The organism is Saccharibacillus sp. JS10 (assembly GCF_024436065.1).
Taxonomy (GTDB): domain Bacteria; phylum Bacillota; class Bacilli; order Paenibacillales; family Paenibacillaceae; genus Saccharibacillus.
Map to the genome: position 1 here is coordinate 94,227 of NZ_JANFNS010000001.1, position 16,364 is coordinate 110,590.

15 protein-coding genes are annotated in these 16,364 nt (G+C 44.8%); 8 read left to right on the forward strand and 7 right to left on the reverse strand.

Translation table 11 applies throughout. From position 1 onward, the window contains the following. Window positions 1–152: 152 nt before the first annotated feature. Together NOM90_RS00440 and NOM90_RS00445 are read left to right on the forward strand one after the other, a co-directional pair. Window positions 153–2,108 (forward strand): ATP-dependent DNA helicase, encoded by a 1,956-nt coding sequence (locus NOM90_RS00440; RefSeq protein ID WP_370866544.1) that lies wholly within the window; start codon window positions 153–155, stop codon window positions 2,106–2,108. Beyond that, on the forward strand, window positions 2,108–2,404 hold the full coding sequence (locus NOM90_RS00445) for a DUF6509 family protein (protein ID WP_255939178.1): 297 nt from the start codon (window positions 2,108–2,110) through the stop codon (window positions 2,402–2,404). Before NOM90_RS00440 ends, NOM90_RS00445 begins: the two co-directional genes overlap by 1 nt. Before the next feature lie 84 nt (window positions 2,405–2,488). Here NOM90_RS00445 and NOM90_RS00450 read toward each other — a convergent pair whose 3' ends face one another. Then, window positions 2,489–3,181: a hypothetical protein gene (locus NOM90_RS00450; RefSeq protein ID WP_255939179.1), complete on the reverse strand. Its 693-nt coding sequence runs from the start codon at window positions 3,179–3,181 to the stop codon at window positions 2,489–2,491. A gap of 195 nt (window positions 3,182–3,376) precedes the next feature. On the opposite strand from NOM90_RS00450, the gene NOM90_RS00455 reads away from it, so the two are divergent. The 5 genes from NOM90_RS00455 to NOM90_RS00475 all read left to right on the forward strand — a co-directional run bounded on the left by NOM90_RS00455 (window position 3,377) and on the right by NOM90_RS00475 (window position 7,852). Further along, complete coding sequence (locus NOM90_RS00455) at window positions 3,377–4,438, forward strand: GGDEF domain-containing protein (protein WP_255939180.1); 1,062 nt, start codon at window positions 3,377–3,379, stop codon at window positions 4,436–4,438. A 454-nt stretch (window positions 4,439–4,892) separates the two neighbouring features. After that, the gene (locus NOM90_RS00460; protein ID WP_255940493.1) at window positions 4,893–5,264 is read left to right on the forward strand and encodes a MarR family winged helix-turn-helix transcriptional regulator; all 372 of its coding nucleotides are present in this window, start codon (window positions 4,893–4,895) and stop codon (window positions 5,262–5,264) included. A 102-nt stretch (window positions 5,265–5,366) separates the two neighbouring features. Continuing rightward, the gene (locus NOM90_RS00465) at window positions 5,367–6,311 is read left to right on the forward strand and encodes a ring-cleaving dioxygenase (protein WP_255939181.1); all 945 of its coding nucleotides are present in this window, start codon (window positions 5,367–5,369) and stop codon (window positions 6,309–6,311) included. Between the two features lie 38 nt (window positions 6,312–6,349). Next, on the forward strand, window positions 6,350–6,961 hold the full coding sequence (locus tag NOM90_RS00470) for an alpha/beta hydrolase (protein WP_255939182.1): 612 nt from the start codon (window positions 6,350–6,352) through the stop codon (window positions 6,959–6,961). 99 nt (window positions 6,962–7,060) lie between these two features. After that, a complete protein-coding gene (locus tag NOM90_RS00475) occupies window positions 7,061–7,852 on the forward strand; it encodes a sulfite exporter TauE/SafE family protein (RefSeq protein WP_255939183.1) in 792 nt (263 codons plus the stop codon). 487 nt (window positions 7,853–8,339) lie between these two features. On the opposite strand, the gene NOM90_RS00480 is transcribed toward NOM90_RS00475, so the two are convergent. Both NOM90_RS00480 and NOM90_RS00485 read right to left on the reverse strand, forming a co-directional pair. Beyond that, window positions 8,340–9,005 carry a hypothetical protein gene (locus NOM90_RS00480; RefSeq protein ID WP_255939185.1) on the reverse strand — a complete coding sequence of 222 codons (666 nt, stop codon included), beginning with the start codon at window positions 9,003–9,005 and terminating at the stop codon, window positions 8,340–8,342. 44 nt (window positions 9,006–9,049) lie between these two features. Further along, entirely contained in the window at window positions 9,050–9,859 is an 810-nt protein-coding gene (locus tag NOM90_RS00485) for a hypothetical protein (RefSeq protein WP_255939186.1), read from the reverse strand. Window positions 9,860–10,181: 322 nt separating this feature from the next. Here NOM90_RS00485 and NOM90_RS00490 point away from each other — a divergent pair, with 322 nt between their 5' ends. Next, window positions 10,182–11,141 (forward strand): iron-hydroxamate ABC transporter substrate-binding protein, encoded by a 960-nt coding sequence (locus tag NOM90_RS00490; protein ID WP_255940494.1) that lies wholly within the window; start codon window positions 10,182–10,184, stop codon window positions 11,139–11,141. Window positions 11,142–11,226: 85 nt separating this feature from the next. Here NOM90_RS00490 and NOM90_RS00495 read toward each other — a convergent pair whose 3' ends face one another. The 4 genes from NOM90_RS00495 to NOM90_RS00510 all read right to left on the reverse strand — a co-directional run bounded on the left by NOM90_RS00495 (window position 11,227) and on the right by NOM90_RS00510 (window position 16,352). After that, a complete protein-coding gene (locus NOM90_RS00495; RefSeq protein ID WP_255939188.1) occupies window positions 11,227–12,687 on the reverse strand; it encodes a M20 family metallopeptidase in 1,461 nt (486 codons plus the stop codon). A 51-nt stretch (window positions 12,688–12,738) separates the two neighbouring features. Further along, window positions 12,739–14,364 (reverse strand): ABC transporter substrate-binding protein, encoded by a 1,626-nt coding sequence (locus NOM90_RS00500; RefSeq protein ID WP_255939189.1) that lies wholly within the window; start codon window positions 14,362–14,364, stop codon window positions 12,739–12,741. Window positions 14,365–14,424: 60 nt separating this feature from the next. Beyond that, on the reverse strand, window positions 14,425–15,336 hold the full coding sequence (gene opp4C / locus NOM90_RS00505; RefSeq protein ID WP_255939192.1) for an oligopeptide ABC transporter permease: 912 nt from the start codon (window positions 15,334–15,336) through the stop codon (window positions 14,425–14,427). A 65-nt stretch (window positions 15,337–15,401) separates the two neighbouring features. Continuing rightward, window positions 15,402–16,352, reverse strand: a complete 951-nt coding sequence (locus tag NOM90_RS00510; protein WP_255939195.1) for an ABC transporter permease — start codon at window positions 16,350–16,352, stop codon at window positions 15,402–15,404. Window positions 16,353–16,364 lie beyond the last annotated feature (12 nt).

A 16,364-nucleotide genomic window follows, 5' to 3' on the forward strand; every position in this document is an offset into this window, starting at 1 on the left:
CAATGATTCGCCTGATCGCAACGTGACCGTTTCTTTCGTAATGAAAGAAGCGGTTTTTTGTTTTCTGCTCGCCAAATGTTCAATTTTCAGTTATAATGACGGGTGGCTCGATTGCAATCTGTTTAACAATCGTAGCTAAATCCGCAAGTTCAATGGAGGCTATTACCGCTTTGACCACTACTTATCCGTTTACGTTCGACCCTGCGGCTCCTTTTTTGGATCAGGCTTCTGATTGGATCGCAGATGTCTTCTATGATCTGCTACCTGAAGCTGGATTTGAGACGCGCGACGAACAAATTTTTATGGCGTTCCAATTGGAGCGTGCGTACAAAGAAAAGAAAACGATTTTCGCAGAAGCAGGGGTAGGTACGGGAAAAACGCTCGTCTACTTGCTGTATGCGTCCTTATATGCACGATATACACGTAAGCCGGCTGTGATTGCTTGCGCAGACGAATCGCTGATTGAACAATTGGTGAAGCCAGAAGGCGATATTGCCAAAATTGCCCGCCATTTGGATTTGAATATTGATGTTAGACTCGGCAAATCGCCGGATCAATATCTGTGTCTGAACAAACTGGAAGATGTACGCGGACCGGGCAGCGAAAGCGAAGTATTCCAAAATATTTATGAAGAATTGCCGCCTTTCGTTCATTTCCCGGATACGCTGCAATCTTTTTATCCGTATGGCAGCCGAAAAGATTACCCGGAACTCGATGATAAAGAATGGAATAAAGTCGGTTGGGACGTATTCCAGGATTGCTTGGTATGCAGTCGTCGCCACCGGTGCGGTCAGACGTTGTCGCGAGATCATTACCGCAAAGCGACCGATCTGATCGTCTGCTCGCATGACTTCTACATGGAGCACGTGTGGACATACGAAGCCCGCAAACGCGAAGGTCAACTTCCGTTACTGCCTGAGCATAGCTCTGTCGTGTTCGACGAAGGGCATTTGCTGGAGACGGCAGCGCAAAGCGCGCTTACGTACAAACTCAAACATTCGGCGTTCGAAGCGATCGTAACGCGTCTGCTCGAAGGCGAAGTCCGAGAGTCTTTGGCATTGTCGGTTGAACGCGCGATCGAGCGCAGCGATGATTTGTTTGCTTTGCTTGAATGCTATAGTACGCCTGTTGCGGCATCGGATCGGAGCGAGCTGGAACTTGCCGCGGAACTGATGCAAAGTATCCAGGCATTCCGTTCAGCGATTGACGCGATCGAAGAAGAATTGGTGTTCGAAAGCGGTATGTTCAGTCTGGATGAATATCAGCTTCGCATCGTGGAAGAACATTTGGAGATGATCCAGACGGCGCTGATGTTGTTTGCGAATCCTCGCGAACTGATCTGCTGGACACAAATGGATCAAGGTGATATGACGCTTGTATTAATGCCCAAAAAGGTCAAAGAAATCTTGAACGAACGTGTCTTTTCCAAAAAAATGCCGATCATTTTCTCTTCCGCGACATTATCGGCTCAGACTTCGTTCGATTATATTTCGGATAGCTTAGGGGTGAGCGATTATCTATCGTTCTCGGTGGATTCTCCTTACGATTATGAACAAAATATGCAGGCAAGCTTGCATACCGAGACTTCGATTGCACTCAAGTCCGATCATATTCTTCGTGCTTTAGAGCGCCGTGAGGGCGGCATGCTGCTGTTGTTCCCGTCTCGCGAATCGATGGAGACATTCCGCTTGGAAGCCAACGCTAGAGCGGAATTTGCGCAGTTCCCACTGTTATACGAGGGCGATGCCGAAATCAGCCGCTTGATCTCGGAATTCCAAAACGATAAATTCACGAATTTATGCGCGGTTACGCTATGGGAAGGGCTTGATATTCCGGGCGATTCGCTCAATCACGTCGTGATTTGGGAACTTCCTTTCCCGCCTAACGATCCGGTATTTGCTGCGAAGCGCCGCGAATCTGCCGATCCTTTCGGTGAAGTGGATATGCCGTATATGATCTTGCGATTGCGTCAAGGCATCGGTCGCTTGATTCGTACCAGTGAAGACCGTGGACGCGTCGATATTTTCGGAGAAGCGTTACAACAACAGGATGTGCGTGAACAAGTGAGCAATCTGCTTCCTTCCAGCACCGAAAAGGAGAATAAGTAATGGAATTTACAACGTATACGGTAGAAAAAATTCGTGATGCTTTTGGAATCGTAGAAGGGGAACGTTACGAATTTATCATTGATTTCGAAGTGGACGAAGAAGACGAGCTGTTCACACCGCAAGGGTTGTTGCTTCGCGTCATCTACGGCGTAAATGGCGAGACGAAAAAAATCATCAAACATGAGATTATCGAGCGCGGAACGAATCAAGTATTGGAATTCGATCTGGAAGACGATGAGCTTGAGGAAACGTTAGCGTTTTGCGGAGAGCATTATTCGGAAGCGGAACAACAATAAGGACCATTATAATAGAAAAGAAAAACACGTATTCTTCTTATTGAAGAATACGTGTTTTTTGTAGGCACAATGATGATCTTTGGATCAATCGCCGGATACGGGATCGCCGAGATCTAAAGTCAGCAGACTTAGATCGTCTTCAAATGCCCAATCCAGATAAGCGGTATTCAGTTTTCGATGCAGCAGATCGCTAATCGGTAGTTGTTCGATAAATCCGTCCAGTTCCAATTCGCGTTTGGCTACTCGAAGCTGACTATTGAAACCTTTTTTGACAAGCTTTTTTTCCAAATTAATCAATAATCCGCTTCGTATAATCAAAAGCAAATGCTGATCCAGCCAAAACGATTCGATACTTACCGGTGATTTTTGCACTTTATCCGTAACGGCTTCGACGACGCGGTGAATCTCAGCTTTGCCTACGTACGAATCTTCTTCATAAGCTTGTTCACCGGGTTTAAACAAGATCGAAATTGCAGCTGTATCCGTTTCGATCTTCCAATCGATAAAAGCGTAATCCGTTTGTTTGCCTGTTAATTTTTCAATCTTCGGTCGCAAAGACGGGAAGATAAATTGTTCAAGCAAAATATAGATATGCGTATAACGTTCATCCGGGTCTTTCGGTAGCCGTTCGTCACGTTTCTCCGTTAATCCTTTGTAAAAAAAGACGATAGAGCGTTCGTTGGATCGAATCTCGATGGACTCTGGTGTTTTGCCAAATTGACTTTTACATAGCGTATTTGAGTAATCTTCTAAAATTTGAACGTTTTCGTGGTCCATTTGAACGAACTCCTTTCTCTATCCAACGTTATACAAGCCATTTTTAACTCTCCTGCTTTCTCATTACCCTCAACAATGATTTTTGTAATCGAATTGTCGACAATTTTTTATGAATTATATTTATTAAATAAACGAAGCTTGCCGATAATGAGTGTAAGACGATGACTTTAAGATTGTGCAAGGAGAGGAACCGCGATGCTTCGTGACTTATTTATCAACTTCTGCTTGCTATCCACTTTTTTGTTTTTTGGAGATATGGCATTAAATATTCTTCGGAATCATTTTAAAGCTTCTCCTATATGGCTTAATCTAGCGAGTGGAATAGGGCTTGGCATGTTTGGCATTGTACAGTTGATTTTTACTTTTAAATTACAAAATGGAATCTTACTTGATTTTCGTCAACTTTCTATTATAGTCGCTGCGAGTGTCGGTGGTCCGTGGGCAGCTTTGATCGCGTCATTAATCATTGCTACAGGAAGAGTTTTGATTTTTGGAGGAATTACTTCGGCATCGATCATCGGTGTTGTTGCAACGCTGTTAACGTTCGTTCTCGTATTTCCTGCCTTTTTACTCAAAGGATCATTTCGTCTGAAATGGACGGTTGCCGCTATATCGACTACGATCGTGGCTCTTGCATTACTGCTCTATCGCCTAGGGCTAGGAGGGCTTCCGATCATTATGCTACTTGCTGCTTTGCAAGTGATAAGCTGTGTGTTTACGTATTATATGGTGCGTTACCTGCGGGAAACCCGAGAAATGCACGATATGCTAAAACAAGAAATCGAACACGACTTTTTGACAGGGCTTTATAATTCACGAGGTTTTGAATCCAGATACCGGTTGGCAATCGCTTCGGGAAGCCCTTTTGCGTTGTTGTTACTGGATATTGATCATTTCAAAAAGGTGAACGATACGTATGGTCATCCGGCGGGAGATGCGGTGTTGGAACAACTCGGCAAAATCGTTCGCGAGTATGTTCGAAAAGTTGGCTGTGCTTCACGTAAAGGTGGCGAAGAGTTTGCCGTGATTTTACGTCCTTGCGATAGCAAACGCGCGATCGAGACCGCTGATCGTCTACGTAGAAAAATCGAAGAAACTCCATTTTTGTTACCGGATGGTCGGCTGATCCATATCACCATTTCGGTAGGAATCGGCTTGTATCCGACATTTTCCGAGAGTCAATTGGTTGAAGAAACCGATCGTGCTCTGTATCGTGCGAAGCAAGAAGGACGTAATCGCGGCGTGCTTGCAGTGTGAAAGTCTCCGATCTATTACCGTTTCATATCTGCGTCCTTTGGGGAAATGGCAGTATAGCGAGTCGGCTTAAGCCAATGCCATTTTCCAAACGAGGAGGATGAACCACCATGAGAAAAATTATGCGCACGATTGGAACAATTGCAGCTGTTGTAACAACAGCCAAGCAAGTGATTAACTTGGTACAAGGTATGCGTAGAAGACGTTAATCGATGGATACACTCAGCCCTTTTCAAAGGGCTTTTTCTTTATTCAAAAAAAGATTGACATATCTTTCATTATGATTTATCTTTAATTTAAGATATTTGATTTAAAATAAATTCAGTCTTCAAGGAGGTGAGTGACAATGACGGAACAAGAACAAGGAACACAGGTAGAACCTAAATCTTCGGCGAATCCCGAAGAAGCTGCGGCATTGAAATTATTCGTCGTACTATCCAAAGCGTATAAGAATGTGATGGATCGGGCAGTCAAAGATATGAAAAAACACGGTTTATCACCGTCCGAATTCACAATCCTTGAAGTGTTATACAACAAAGGTCGTTTTCCATTGCAGCAGATCGGTGAAAAAATATTGATCACAAGCGGTAGCGTTACCTACAACATCGATAAGCTGGAAAAAAGAGAATTGCTTCGGCGGGTACCGAGCCCAGATGATCGACGCGTCATTTTTGCTGAGATTACCGACGAAGGTCGAGCGTTGTTTGATCGAATTTTCCCGGAACATGCAGCGGAAGTGCATCGGATGATGAGTGCATTAGATACGGACGAGATTGAGATTGCTTCCACATTACTAAAAAAGTTAGGGAAAGAGGCGGAACGCGGATAGCGTTTCGCTCCCTGACTACGAATCAAGATTTATTTTTTGATCAATATCTTAAAATAAAGAAATTTAAAATTAAATCATAAATATAAAAAAGGAGAGATGATCATGAGTTTGCAAACTGCTGGTATTCACCATATCACCGCTTTCGCTGGAGATCCTCAAGCTAACGTCGATTTTTATGCAGGGGTATTAGGTCTTCGTATGATCAAAAAAACAATTAACTTTGACGCACCGGATGTGTACCACTTGTACTTCGGGAATGAAGAAGGTTCGCCGGGTACGATCATTACCTTTTTCCCTTTCCCAGGAGCACGTAGAGGGCAGATTGGCGGCGGACAAGTTGGATTTACTACTTATGTGATTCCGCCGGGCACATCGGCTTTTTGGAAAGAACGGTTGTATCGATTTGGGATTTCTGTAGTCGAAGCCGATCGTTTTGGTGAACATTACCTACAATTTAAAGACCATGAAGGATTGCAACTTGAATTGGTTGAACGTGCAGAAGGAGCAGCGTCGACGTGGTCGTTTGCCGGAGTACCTGCTGAAAAAGCGATCAAAGGTTTCGGCGGCGCAATCTTATACAGCACAAACCCACAGCGTACAGCTCATGTACTGGAATCGGTATTGGGCATGGAAAAAATCGGCGAATTCGCAGGATTTACTCGATTCCGTACTACCGGTGAACTTGGCAATCTGATCGATCTGCCTATGTCGGCGGTTCCTCGGGGAGCGGGCGGAGCAGGCACGGTGCATCATATTGCTTGGCGCGCTAAAGATTACGAAGAACACGAAATGTGGCGCAGCGTAGTCGGCAGTGACGGGTACCAACCGACTCCAGTAATCGACCGTCAGTATTTCAATGCGGTATACTTCCGAGAAGAAGGCGGAATTTTGTTTGAAATCGCGACCGATCCACCAGGATTCACAGTCGATGAAGCTCCAGAAGCGTTGGGCGAAAAGTTGATGTTGCCTGAATGGTACGAAGGAAAACGCGCACAAATCGAAAATGGTTTGCTGCCGATTACCGTGAGAGTTCCAAAGAAAATTTAATTTAAAATCAGCAGATCGCGTAGAGGAGAGGACTCAAAATGAAGCATATTTTCCAAAAAGGTAGTAACGAGAATTTACCGACGATTGTCGTGTTTCACGGCACAGGCGGTACGGAAAACGATCTGATTCCACTGGCTGAAATGATTGCACCGGGAGCTTCGATCTTATCGCTTCGCGGTAACATCTCCGAAAACGGCATGTCTCGCTTTTTCCGTCGACTGGCGGAAGGGGTATTTGACGAAGAAGATCTTATCTTCCGCACTAATGAAATTCGAGATTTTCTAAGCGAAGCGGCGGAGCAATATGGATTTGATGTCTCGAATCTGGTGGCTTTGGGTTATTCGAATGGCGCGAATATCGCGGCAAGCTTAATGTTCCATTTCGATCAGGCGTTTAAAGGCGCGATGCTGCATCATCCGATGGTTCCGATCCGCGGCTTGGAGCTTCCGAATATGAACGGTATTCAAGTATTTGTTGGCGCAGGCCGCAATGACGGCATGGTTCCAGCGGATAATACGGAGGAACTGGTTCAGTTGCTGGAAGGCGCGGGCGCTGAGGTGAAAGCGAACTGGGAGCATTTCGGGCACCAATTGACGCGGACTGAAGTGGAAGCGGCTCGTAGATGGTTTGAAGAACATTTTCTTGGCTAAACGACTTGAGGGGAACCCATCTTAGGATGGGTTCTTTTTTGAGTCTATATTAAAAAAATGGTAGGGTGTATGTGGAATGGTGGAAAGGAGGGATGAATCATGGAGATCATAATCTTAATCGCAGTCGGTATGTTCGCGTCGATCTGCGGAGCAATAGCGGGGCTAGGTGGCGGGTTTATTATTGTTCCCGTTTTGGCTTTTATGTATGTGATTCCAGTGTCCGAGATTTCGGGGACTTCGATGGCGGTTCTATTTGTTAGTGCGATTTCGAGTACGATCGCGTTTTCCAAGCAAAAGCGGATCGATTATCGGAGTGGTCTGATTTTTGCGGTTGCGATGATTCCGGGTTCGATTTTGGGCGCATGGACGACGGGCGTTGTGGAAAGTCGCGTGTTTTTTATCTCGCTTGGAATCTTTCTGATTTTAATGGCGATTTCGATTAATTTTAAGCCGAAAAAAAGCCGCGATGGATTTTTGAAGCCTACGGTTAGCCGAAGTCTGCTGGATGCTACAGGTACGACGCATCATTATGCGTTTAATGTACCTTTTGCTACAGGGGTTGCTTTTTTCGTCGGATTTTTGTCTAGTTTGTTTGGGATCGGTGGAGGATCGGTCATGGTACCGACGATGATTTTGTTCCTTGCGTTTCCACCGCATATTGCGACAGCGACTTCGATGTTCTCGATTCTGTTGTCGTCATTCGTCGGCACAGCGTCTCATGCGGTATTGGGGCATGTGATGTGGGATACTTTTGTGTGGCTTGCGATCGGGGCTTTGGTCGGCGGTCAGATCGGTGCACGCTTGGCGTCTAAAATTCCGGCGATTGCTGTGGTTCGGATTTTGTCGGTATGCCTGCTGATTGCGGCGGTTCGAATAATGTTCAAAGGTTAACGTTATTTAGCGACTTCATATTTACATTAAATTGGTAAGCATCGTTAATGGGGAAAAGTAGTGAACGAACTGACGAACGACATTTTAGTTTCCATTATAGCGGCGATCCTAGAACTGATTGGAATTGCTGTTTTTTTCTTATTCTGCAAAGTCGTCTCATATATTGAAACAAAGAAACGTTTAGCAAAAACCGGATCAGCAAAAACCATGGCTATGGACGCTAGCAAAGTAAGGTTATGTGCACGCCGAAAAAAACCGAAAAGAACTAAGCGCATACGGTAAGTTTGGCGTTGCGTATGATTACCTTGCGAAACGAGCAGGAGAGTTTGAGTTAGAAGTGGATGCGGATCATCTTTGCGCTAAAACGCAAGAAGCACGGACGAAGCTAGAAGGGATGCCTTGGGCAATCAGTCTTGATCTGAAACAGGTACGTTCCATCATCGAAAACGAAGTATTTGGAATACTTGAGAAATAAAAAGAGCCTCGCCTATTCGGCGGGGCTTGTTTTTTTGAAATAATTTTGAAGTTCATTAATGTAATTTTTGTAGGATTTCATCGATGTATGATATTTTTTAAAATCTGTAGTTATATAACTACCTGTTGCAATATCATATCTTTGTATCGCAGCTGCTCTTGAAGTGTCATTTTCTTCTATATGCAAAACAGGGGGATCAATAACTGATTCATACGCGGACATAATATTTTCATCAGCGATTACTAAGTCAATAAAAGGATCTCTAAATTCGCTATGTTCCCATTTCTTGTATAGCAAATCAAGTTTATCATTAATCTCCTTTGCTTTCTCGAGATTTTTCTCAGCAAAGTTCTTATCAATTTTAAGTGGATCAGCTTTTATATCGGTATCAATCTCAGCCAAACTATCATATAACGGTTGAACATCTGCTAAGAAAGAGTCTAGATTCTTTTTGGACTCCATCCTTTTATATTCTTTGATACTTCGATTTTTTAAATCCAATGCGTCTTCGTCATTAGGTTTATCTATCAATGCGTAATTAAAATGCTCCAAAGCTTCTTCAAATTGTTCTTGTTTAAGCGCTTCTTTACCAGCGTTCATAGACTTTTCGAAATCGCTAGAACACGCTACCGTTGCCATAAATAAGATTGAAATTAAAAAAAGTAGTCTAACTTTCATAATATCTCCTCGCTCATTTTTGTAAGCTGTATGACGTTAAATCATTAATTTGTAGGAGACGTTTGGGTTTCTGTCTCTTCTAAATCACCTATTTCATACCAACCGTTAGAAGTCATAATCTCAGTATGTCCCGTAAATCGATTAATCTTTACTGGATATTGTTGCTCATACTTATCATATTTGTAAACACCAGGATATATAAATAGACCAAAAGCGATTATAATTGCAATGATAGCAGCAAGATAAGAGAATTTGAATTTACTGTTTTCAGGAACAACCATTTTATTTGTTTCGTTCTTTTTAAGATCAAGCATAGTTCTATCAGTAAAATTTTCGTATTTTTGAATTCTACTTTCAGTCACTCTTTCTCCTAAACTTTCCGACAAAGCTTTTAAGAAAGGAGTAATACACCGTTGTTGCTCTTCTGATTTGTAAGTTTTCAACGCACCTAACATACGATGCAAAGTAAGAAGTTCGTGGTAAAGTGCAGAAGGATTAGAAACTGGCTTATACTTGTTTGCTGTTTCTCTATAATCTGCATATGTGTTAATTTCAAAAACTCCAGGATATTCATTTATTATTTTCAATCCTGACGTATACTTTCTTACTTCTTGAATTAATATGTCTTCGGTGAATATACCAGGAAGCTTGTTTTTGTTGAAAGAAAGAGCAGATGCAATGATAAGCAATAACCAAAAAGCAATAAAGGCACTTATCATAGTGAAAAATGCACCCAACCACATAAATTGACCATAATCCATGTATGAGATAACAGCCCACCCTAAATAGATAATCACACACATTTTAAAAGGAATTGTTTTATGGGAAGAAATAAATTCCTTGAAAGAATTCAAAACATCAACCCCCGTCTTTTTCTTACAACATACCAAAAAAAGGAATACATGCCTAGACGCTTGTTTGTTCGCTTGATATAATAGCCGAAGGGTAATGATAATCAATATCAAATGGAGAAGAGAATTGTCATATCAAACATCACAAATTTGCCGACGATTAGCTTTGATTGACGTTGGTGCAATTTCTGATCCTGTTAATGTGACGGCGTTTCGCTTCATTAAATAATCATAGGCGATGACGCACTAAACTTCATTCAGGATGACGATTATCAATAAATATTCCTTAACAAAAGAAAAGAGATTTCGGGGGGACGTTGAAATGATGAAAAAAAACTCGTATTGGCTAGCGGCATTGATGCTGGTTCTAGTCTTGGTTATGAGTGCTTGCGGAAACTCGGCAACGACTACAGAGACAGGCGCGGAAGCGAATGCTGAGCAGCCTGCTACAGCAGAAGCAACTTCGGGTACCGTCACGTATGAATCGGAGACCGGACCTATTGAAATCCCGGCAAATCCAACTAAAATCGTAGCGTTGACCAATGCACCAAACGTATTATCGCTCGGCGTAACACCAGTCGGCGTGGATGAATGGACAGGTGCAAATCCGCTCTTTACAGAAAAACTTAAAGACGTAGCTGTGGTATCGGAAGAACAACCAGAGACAGTAGCCGCTTTGGCGCCGGATCTGATCATTGCGGGTTCGCAAATGAAAAACTTGGATCAACTTAGTAAAATTGCGCCTACGGTGACCTACACATGGGGAAAACTGAATTATTTGGATCAACAAGTCGAAATCGGCAAGATCCTGGGCAAAGAAGACGAAGCTAAAGCTTGGGTCGAAGACTTTAAGAAAAGAGCCGCAGACGTAGGCGACCAGATTAAAGCGAAGTATGGCGACGATGTAACCGTATCGGTGATCGAAGTCGATGGCAAAAGCGTATACGTCATGGGCGATAGCTGGGCACGCGGTACAGAGATCGTGTATCAAGCGATGGGTCTGAAAATGCCTGAGAAAATCAAAGAAGCGGTCGCTACAGACGGTTACTATTCGCTTTCGTTAGAAGTGTTGCCAGAGTATATGGGTGATTTCGTATTGGTTAGCCGTAATTTGGATGCGAGCAACGAAATTGTCGGTTCCGAAATCTGGAAGCAAATCCCTGCTGTCAAAGAAGGGCATGTGATCGAGTTCGAATCGAGAGCTTCGTCGTATAGCGATCCAACGACACTTGAAAACCTGTTGAGTATTTTTGAAAAAGGATTTTTAGAACCAACGAAATCTTAATCTAATCTTCCGCATCATAACAAAATGCCCGAAAGCCGTTCGATTGAAAATCGAATCTAGCTTTCGGGCATTTTTTGTCATCAGATTATCGGGTCAAAGCGACTTCGGCTTGCGAATGTAACGGATTGATCGGCTGAGGAGGATGAACATCTTCGGGAATCGGACAGACATAAGATTCGCCCGCCAGTTGAGTCTTTAAATCTTCTTTCGCAGAAGCAATGATTTCAGGATTCATAAGCACTTCGAGTGCAGTCGCTGCCATACTTTTTCCGGCATAGAGCATCGCGGCATGAGCATGAGGCGATTGACCTTGGGCAACCACTTGCCAAGAATGCCCCGGCGTGGCGAACGCCCAAGTTGCCGTAGAACATTGAACCGTAGGCACCAACCAGCTGACATCGCCTACATCTGTCGAAGCGGACATCGGCACACTGCCATCGATCAGCGGCATCAGTTCAGGAAGCAGCGGATTATCATGTAGCTTAGCGACTTTTTCCCGGCTGATTCTTTGCGCGGCTGACAGCTTGTCTGGTTCTGGAATCGAAGCGAAAATCTTTTTGGCAAAAGCGATATCTGCCGCAGTCGGAATCGGTGGAGACAATTCTTCCATATGACGGTGCATGACGCGCTCAAGCGTGGGATTTGGAATTAGATCGGACGTTGCTCCGGTGACCGTAAATTCCATCCGTGTACCGGACATCAAGGCTGCGCCGCGAGCGACATCTTGTACACGGTCGAACAATTCACGAACCTGCGCGGATTTCGGTGCGCGGATCGAATATAATACTTCGGCTTCGGATTGGACAACGTTGGGTGCGCTACCCCCGGTGTTCAGCACTGCGTAATGAATACGCGCTTGGTCGATCATATGCTCGCGCATATAATTTACGCCGACACTCATCAGTTCTACCGCGTCGAGCGCACTGCGTCCTAAATGCGGCTGAGCCGCGGCATGCGTGCTTTTGCCCAGAAATTTAAATTTCACAGTCGTCGTAGCGAGCGACGTAACTTGCATAATGCCGTTGTCTGTGCCCGGATGCCACGTGATCGCAGTATCCACATCATCGAATAATCCTTTTCGCGCCATAAAGGTTTTGCCGGCACCACTTTCTTCGGCTGGGCATCCGTAGAAACGGATCGTACCCGGAAGGCGATTTGTGACCATATAATCTTTTGCCGCTACAGCCGCAGCCAAAGCACCGGTACCGAGAAGGTTATGCCCGCATCCGTGACCTTGTCCGCCGGGAGCTACGGGATTGAATTCGCTCGATCCCGCTTGTTGACTCAGACCGGCTAACGCGTCATATTCGCCGAGCAAAGCAATGACAGGCTTGCCGCTGCCGAAACTTGCAACGAAAGCAGTCTGAATTTCTCCCGCTGTCCGTTCTACGGTAAACCCTTCCTTCTCCAAAATATCGCTCAGTAACTGTGAAGATTGAAATTCTTCATACCGGATCTCTGCAAATTCCCATACTCGATCGCTCGCATCGGTAAACAACTTCTTTTTTTGCTCAATCAATTTAGAGACTTGTTCGGTCAGACGCATACAACCACCTGCTTTCTTAGAGTAGCGGGCAAAGCCCGATTTGGCGCGGTATTAGTTTGTTTTTTCCCACAGATACAAGTTGTTCAACATATCGGGTCCAACTTTGCCTTTGAGACTGGTCGATTGCACGCTCATCAGATTGTCGACATACATCGCGAATTGAGGAACATTTTCATGGAAATATTGTTGAACTTGGTTATAAGCTTCTTTACGAGCATCCGTATCGGTTTCTTTAGCGCCGAGTTCGATTAAATCGGTCAACTTCGGATCGTCGATTCCGGTAAAGTTCATCGAACTTTTTGGAGTGAAGTAGTTAAATACAGAACTTGGATCAGCGGTATACGGGATTGTAACAACGCCGACTTCATAATCATTGGCTACGAGCTTTTGCAGTAATGTCGGGAAATCAAATTTTTGAATTTCGATTTTGAGACCGATCGATTTCCAATCGGCAGCGACCAATTCAGAAGCTTGCTCACGTACTTTGTTTCCGACAGGAATCGAGAAAGGAATCACTTGGTTAAAGTCCCAACCTGCTTCTTGTAGCAATTTCTTCGCGCCTTCTGGATCGAATGGATAAGGCTCGATACTGCTATCGTAAAAAGGATGGGTACTTGGCAGCATGTTATCGACGATCTCGCCATTGCCTTTCAGCAGTTTTTCCACGATTTGCGGACGGTTAACCGCCATCTCAAGAGCTTGACGGACTTTGGGATCATCCATTTTGTTCACGTTGAACATGATCGATACCGGTGTGCTGATTGGAGAGAAAGAAGAAGTCACGTTCGTCATATTCGATACTTTTTCAAAATCTTCGACCGGGATGAGACCTGTGCGATCCATATTGGCATCGACTTCGCCTGTCTGAAGCTGTGCAACCAAGTTCGGAGCCGTCAAGATTTTTACATATAGCTCGGACAATTTCGGTGCGCCCAGATAATAATTTTCGTTCGCTTTGTATTGCACATACTGATCTTTGGCAAATTTTACAAAGCTGAACTGCCCGATCGAGACGGTTGGGTTCTGCATGTATGGGCTTTTGTCCAGATCGGCAGGAGCCGTATCTTTCAATACATGCTGCGGCAAGTAGCGGACTTTTCCGCTGAAGTTATCGTTGAAATAAGTGATTTCGACCGGGAATTTGGTTTTGATTTTGAATGTTTTGTCGTCGACTTCGCTGAATCCTTCGATCTCGGTTACTCCTTCGTCAAATTTGCCAGAATCGTTCAATCCTTCAATAAAGGAGAGATTGACGTTCGTGGTAACGGCTGGATCGGCAATCATGCCAAGGGTGTACGCCACGTCTTTGGAAGTGAAATCTGTTCCGTCATTCCAAGCGGCTTTGTCTTGAAGATGGATCGTGAAGGTCTGATTGTCCTCGGTTTCGATAGACTTGGCTAGACGGGGTTCGAATTCGAGCTCGTCATTCACGACCATCAAGCTATCGTTCATGATGCTAATGGCTTGGATCGAAGCGGTGTCGTTCGGATTGATTGGGTTAAAAGTTGTCGGCGGATTGACGATACCAATCACGGCTGTGCCGCTTCCCGATGAAGAAGGCGCAGCGGCGTTCACTTCATTAGTCGTCGTATATCCGCTGCCTCCGCAAGCCGACAACGTTAGTGCAAATGCTGCGGTCAGAAGCAGCCCAGCGAAGCTTTTTTTACGATGCGTCATAGTATTGACCCCCAATATCGATTTAAGTATCCATGTTGAACAAAAATGAGTAAAGATTGATTATTGCTTAGGATCAAGCGCATCGCGCAGACCGTCGCCGACAAAGTTAATGGCAAGTACAGTCAGCAGTATCGCTAGACCCGCAGGAAGCCAAAGCCACGGTTGACCACTTAATACCGAGATGGATTGAGCTTCACTTAACATATTGCCCCAGCTTGCCGTCGGAGGTTGGACACCCATCCCGAGAAAGCTTAGCCCGGATTCAGTCAAAATCGCGGAAGCGACGCCGAATGTGGCATTGACGATGATTGGAGCCATCGCACCCGGGAAAATATGATGCCGGATAATCCGCGGAGTACGAAGCCCAAGCGATACAGCGGCTCGTACGTGATCGGCTTGTTTGAGCGAAAGGACGCTACCGCGTACAAGTCTGGCAATACTCGGCCAAGAAAATAAAGCGAGTACCGCAATTATGGTAAAAAGACTAGGCCCGACGACACTGACGACAACGAGAATGACCATCATAAAAGGAAATGCCATAAACATATCGGTGATCCGCATCACTACCGTATCGATCCAGCCTCCGTAATAAGCGGATAACAAGCCGACCACAGTACCAAAAGCGACATAGATCGCAACCGTTGCAAATCCGACCAATAAAGAAACTTGAGTCGCGGAGATCAATCGGCTAAGTACGTCGCGACCGATCTGATCGGTACCGAGCCAATGAGCCGAACTTGGCGCAGCCGCGAAATCGCCTGTAATCTCATCCGGTGCATACGGTTGAAGGAGTGGAGCGAACAATCCGATCGCAAAAAGCAATAAGCAAAATAGAAGCCCGATTACCGCCATCTTATTTTTGACGAAACGACGCGAGACTTGACGAAACCGAGTTTCCGGTAGTTCGACTGCAACACTAGGTATAGCTTGTACACCTGACTGGGCTAACTTTTGGATATCGGTCGAAGACATCACAGCCACCTCCTAAAATGAAATACCGAGCAAGCAAAATTTCCAAGTAGGTTGAAGAAAAAGAATTAACCGACTTTGATTCGTGGATCAGCTGCGGAATACATCACATCTGTGAGAAGATTGGCGCCGAGTACGGCAATCGCTGCAATCAAATTCAATGCCATAATTGTCGGATAATCACGTGACATCATCGATTGAAGAGTCAGTTGACCGATACCCGGCCATTGAAAGATCTGTTCGGTAATGATCGCACCACCCAGCAGAATCGGAATCTCCAGACCGACCACAGTAATGACGGGAAGAAGGGCATTACGCAGCGCATGTTTATTCGTCACCCAAAATTCATGTACGCCTTTCGAACGCGCTGTTCGTAAATAATCTTGTTTGAGTACATCAAGCATACTGGCGCGTACATAACGAACTTTACGTCCGGCGATCGCGGTTGCGAGTACGATCGCTGGCAAAATCATATGTATCATTCGATCGCCAAATCCACCGTCTCCGCCAAGCTTTTGCATTCCTCCGGTTGGTAAGACTCCTAAATTCACGGCGAAGATGTAGATCAGAGCAAGCCCTAAAAAGAAGTTAGGAATTGATGTGCCGATAAAAGAAAGCCCGGTCACCAGATAATCGATCTTGGTGTTTTGCTTCAATGCGCTTAAAATGCCAAGCGGTACAGCGATTAGGAGAGCGAGAACGAGAGCAGCAAGTCCAAGCGTCACGGTCGGCATGATCCGTTCTCCAATCAATTGAGCTACAGGAGCGAATGAACTCATTGAGTAACCTAAATCACCAGTCAAAATCGTACCGAGCCATTTGAAATACTGAATAAATAACGGATCGTTCAGACCCAGCGCTTCTTTTTTGGCTTCAGCGATAGCCGGGGACATATTCGGATCGATATACATATCGACCGGATTGCCGGGAGCCATATTGATAATGATAAAATTGATGATCGTAATGCCGAGCAGAACAGGAACGAAAATTAACAGCCGACGCGCAATATAGGTAATCATCCGAACTCCTCC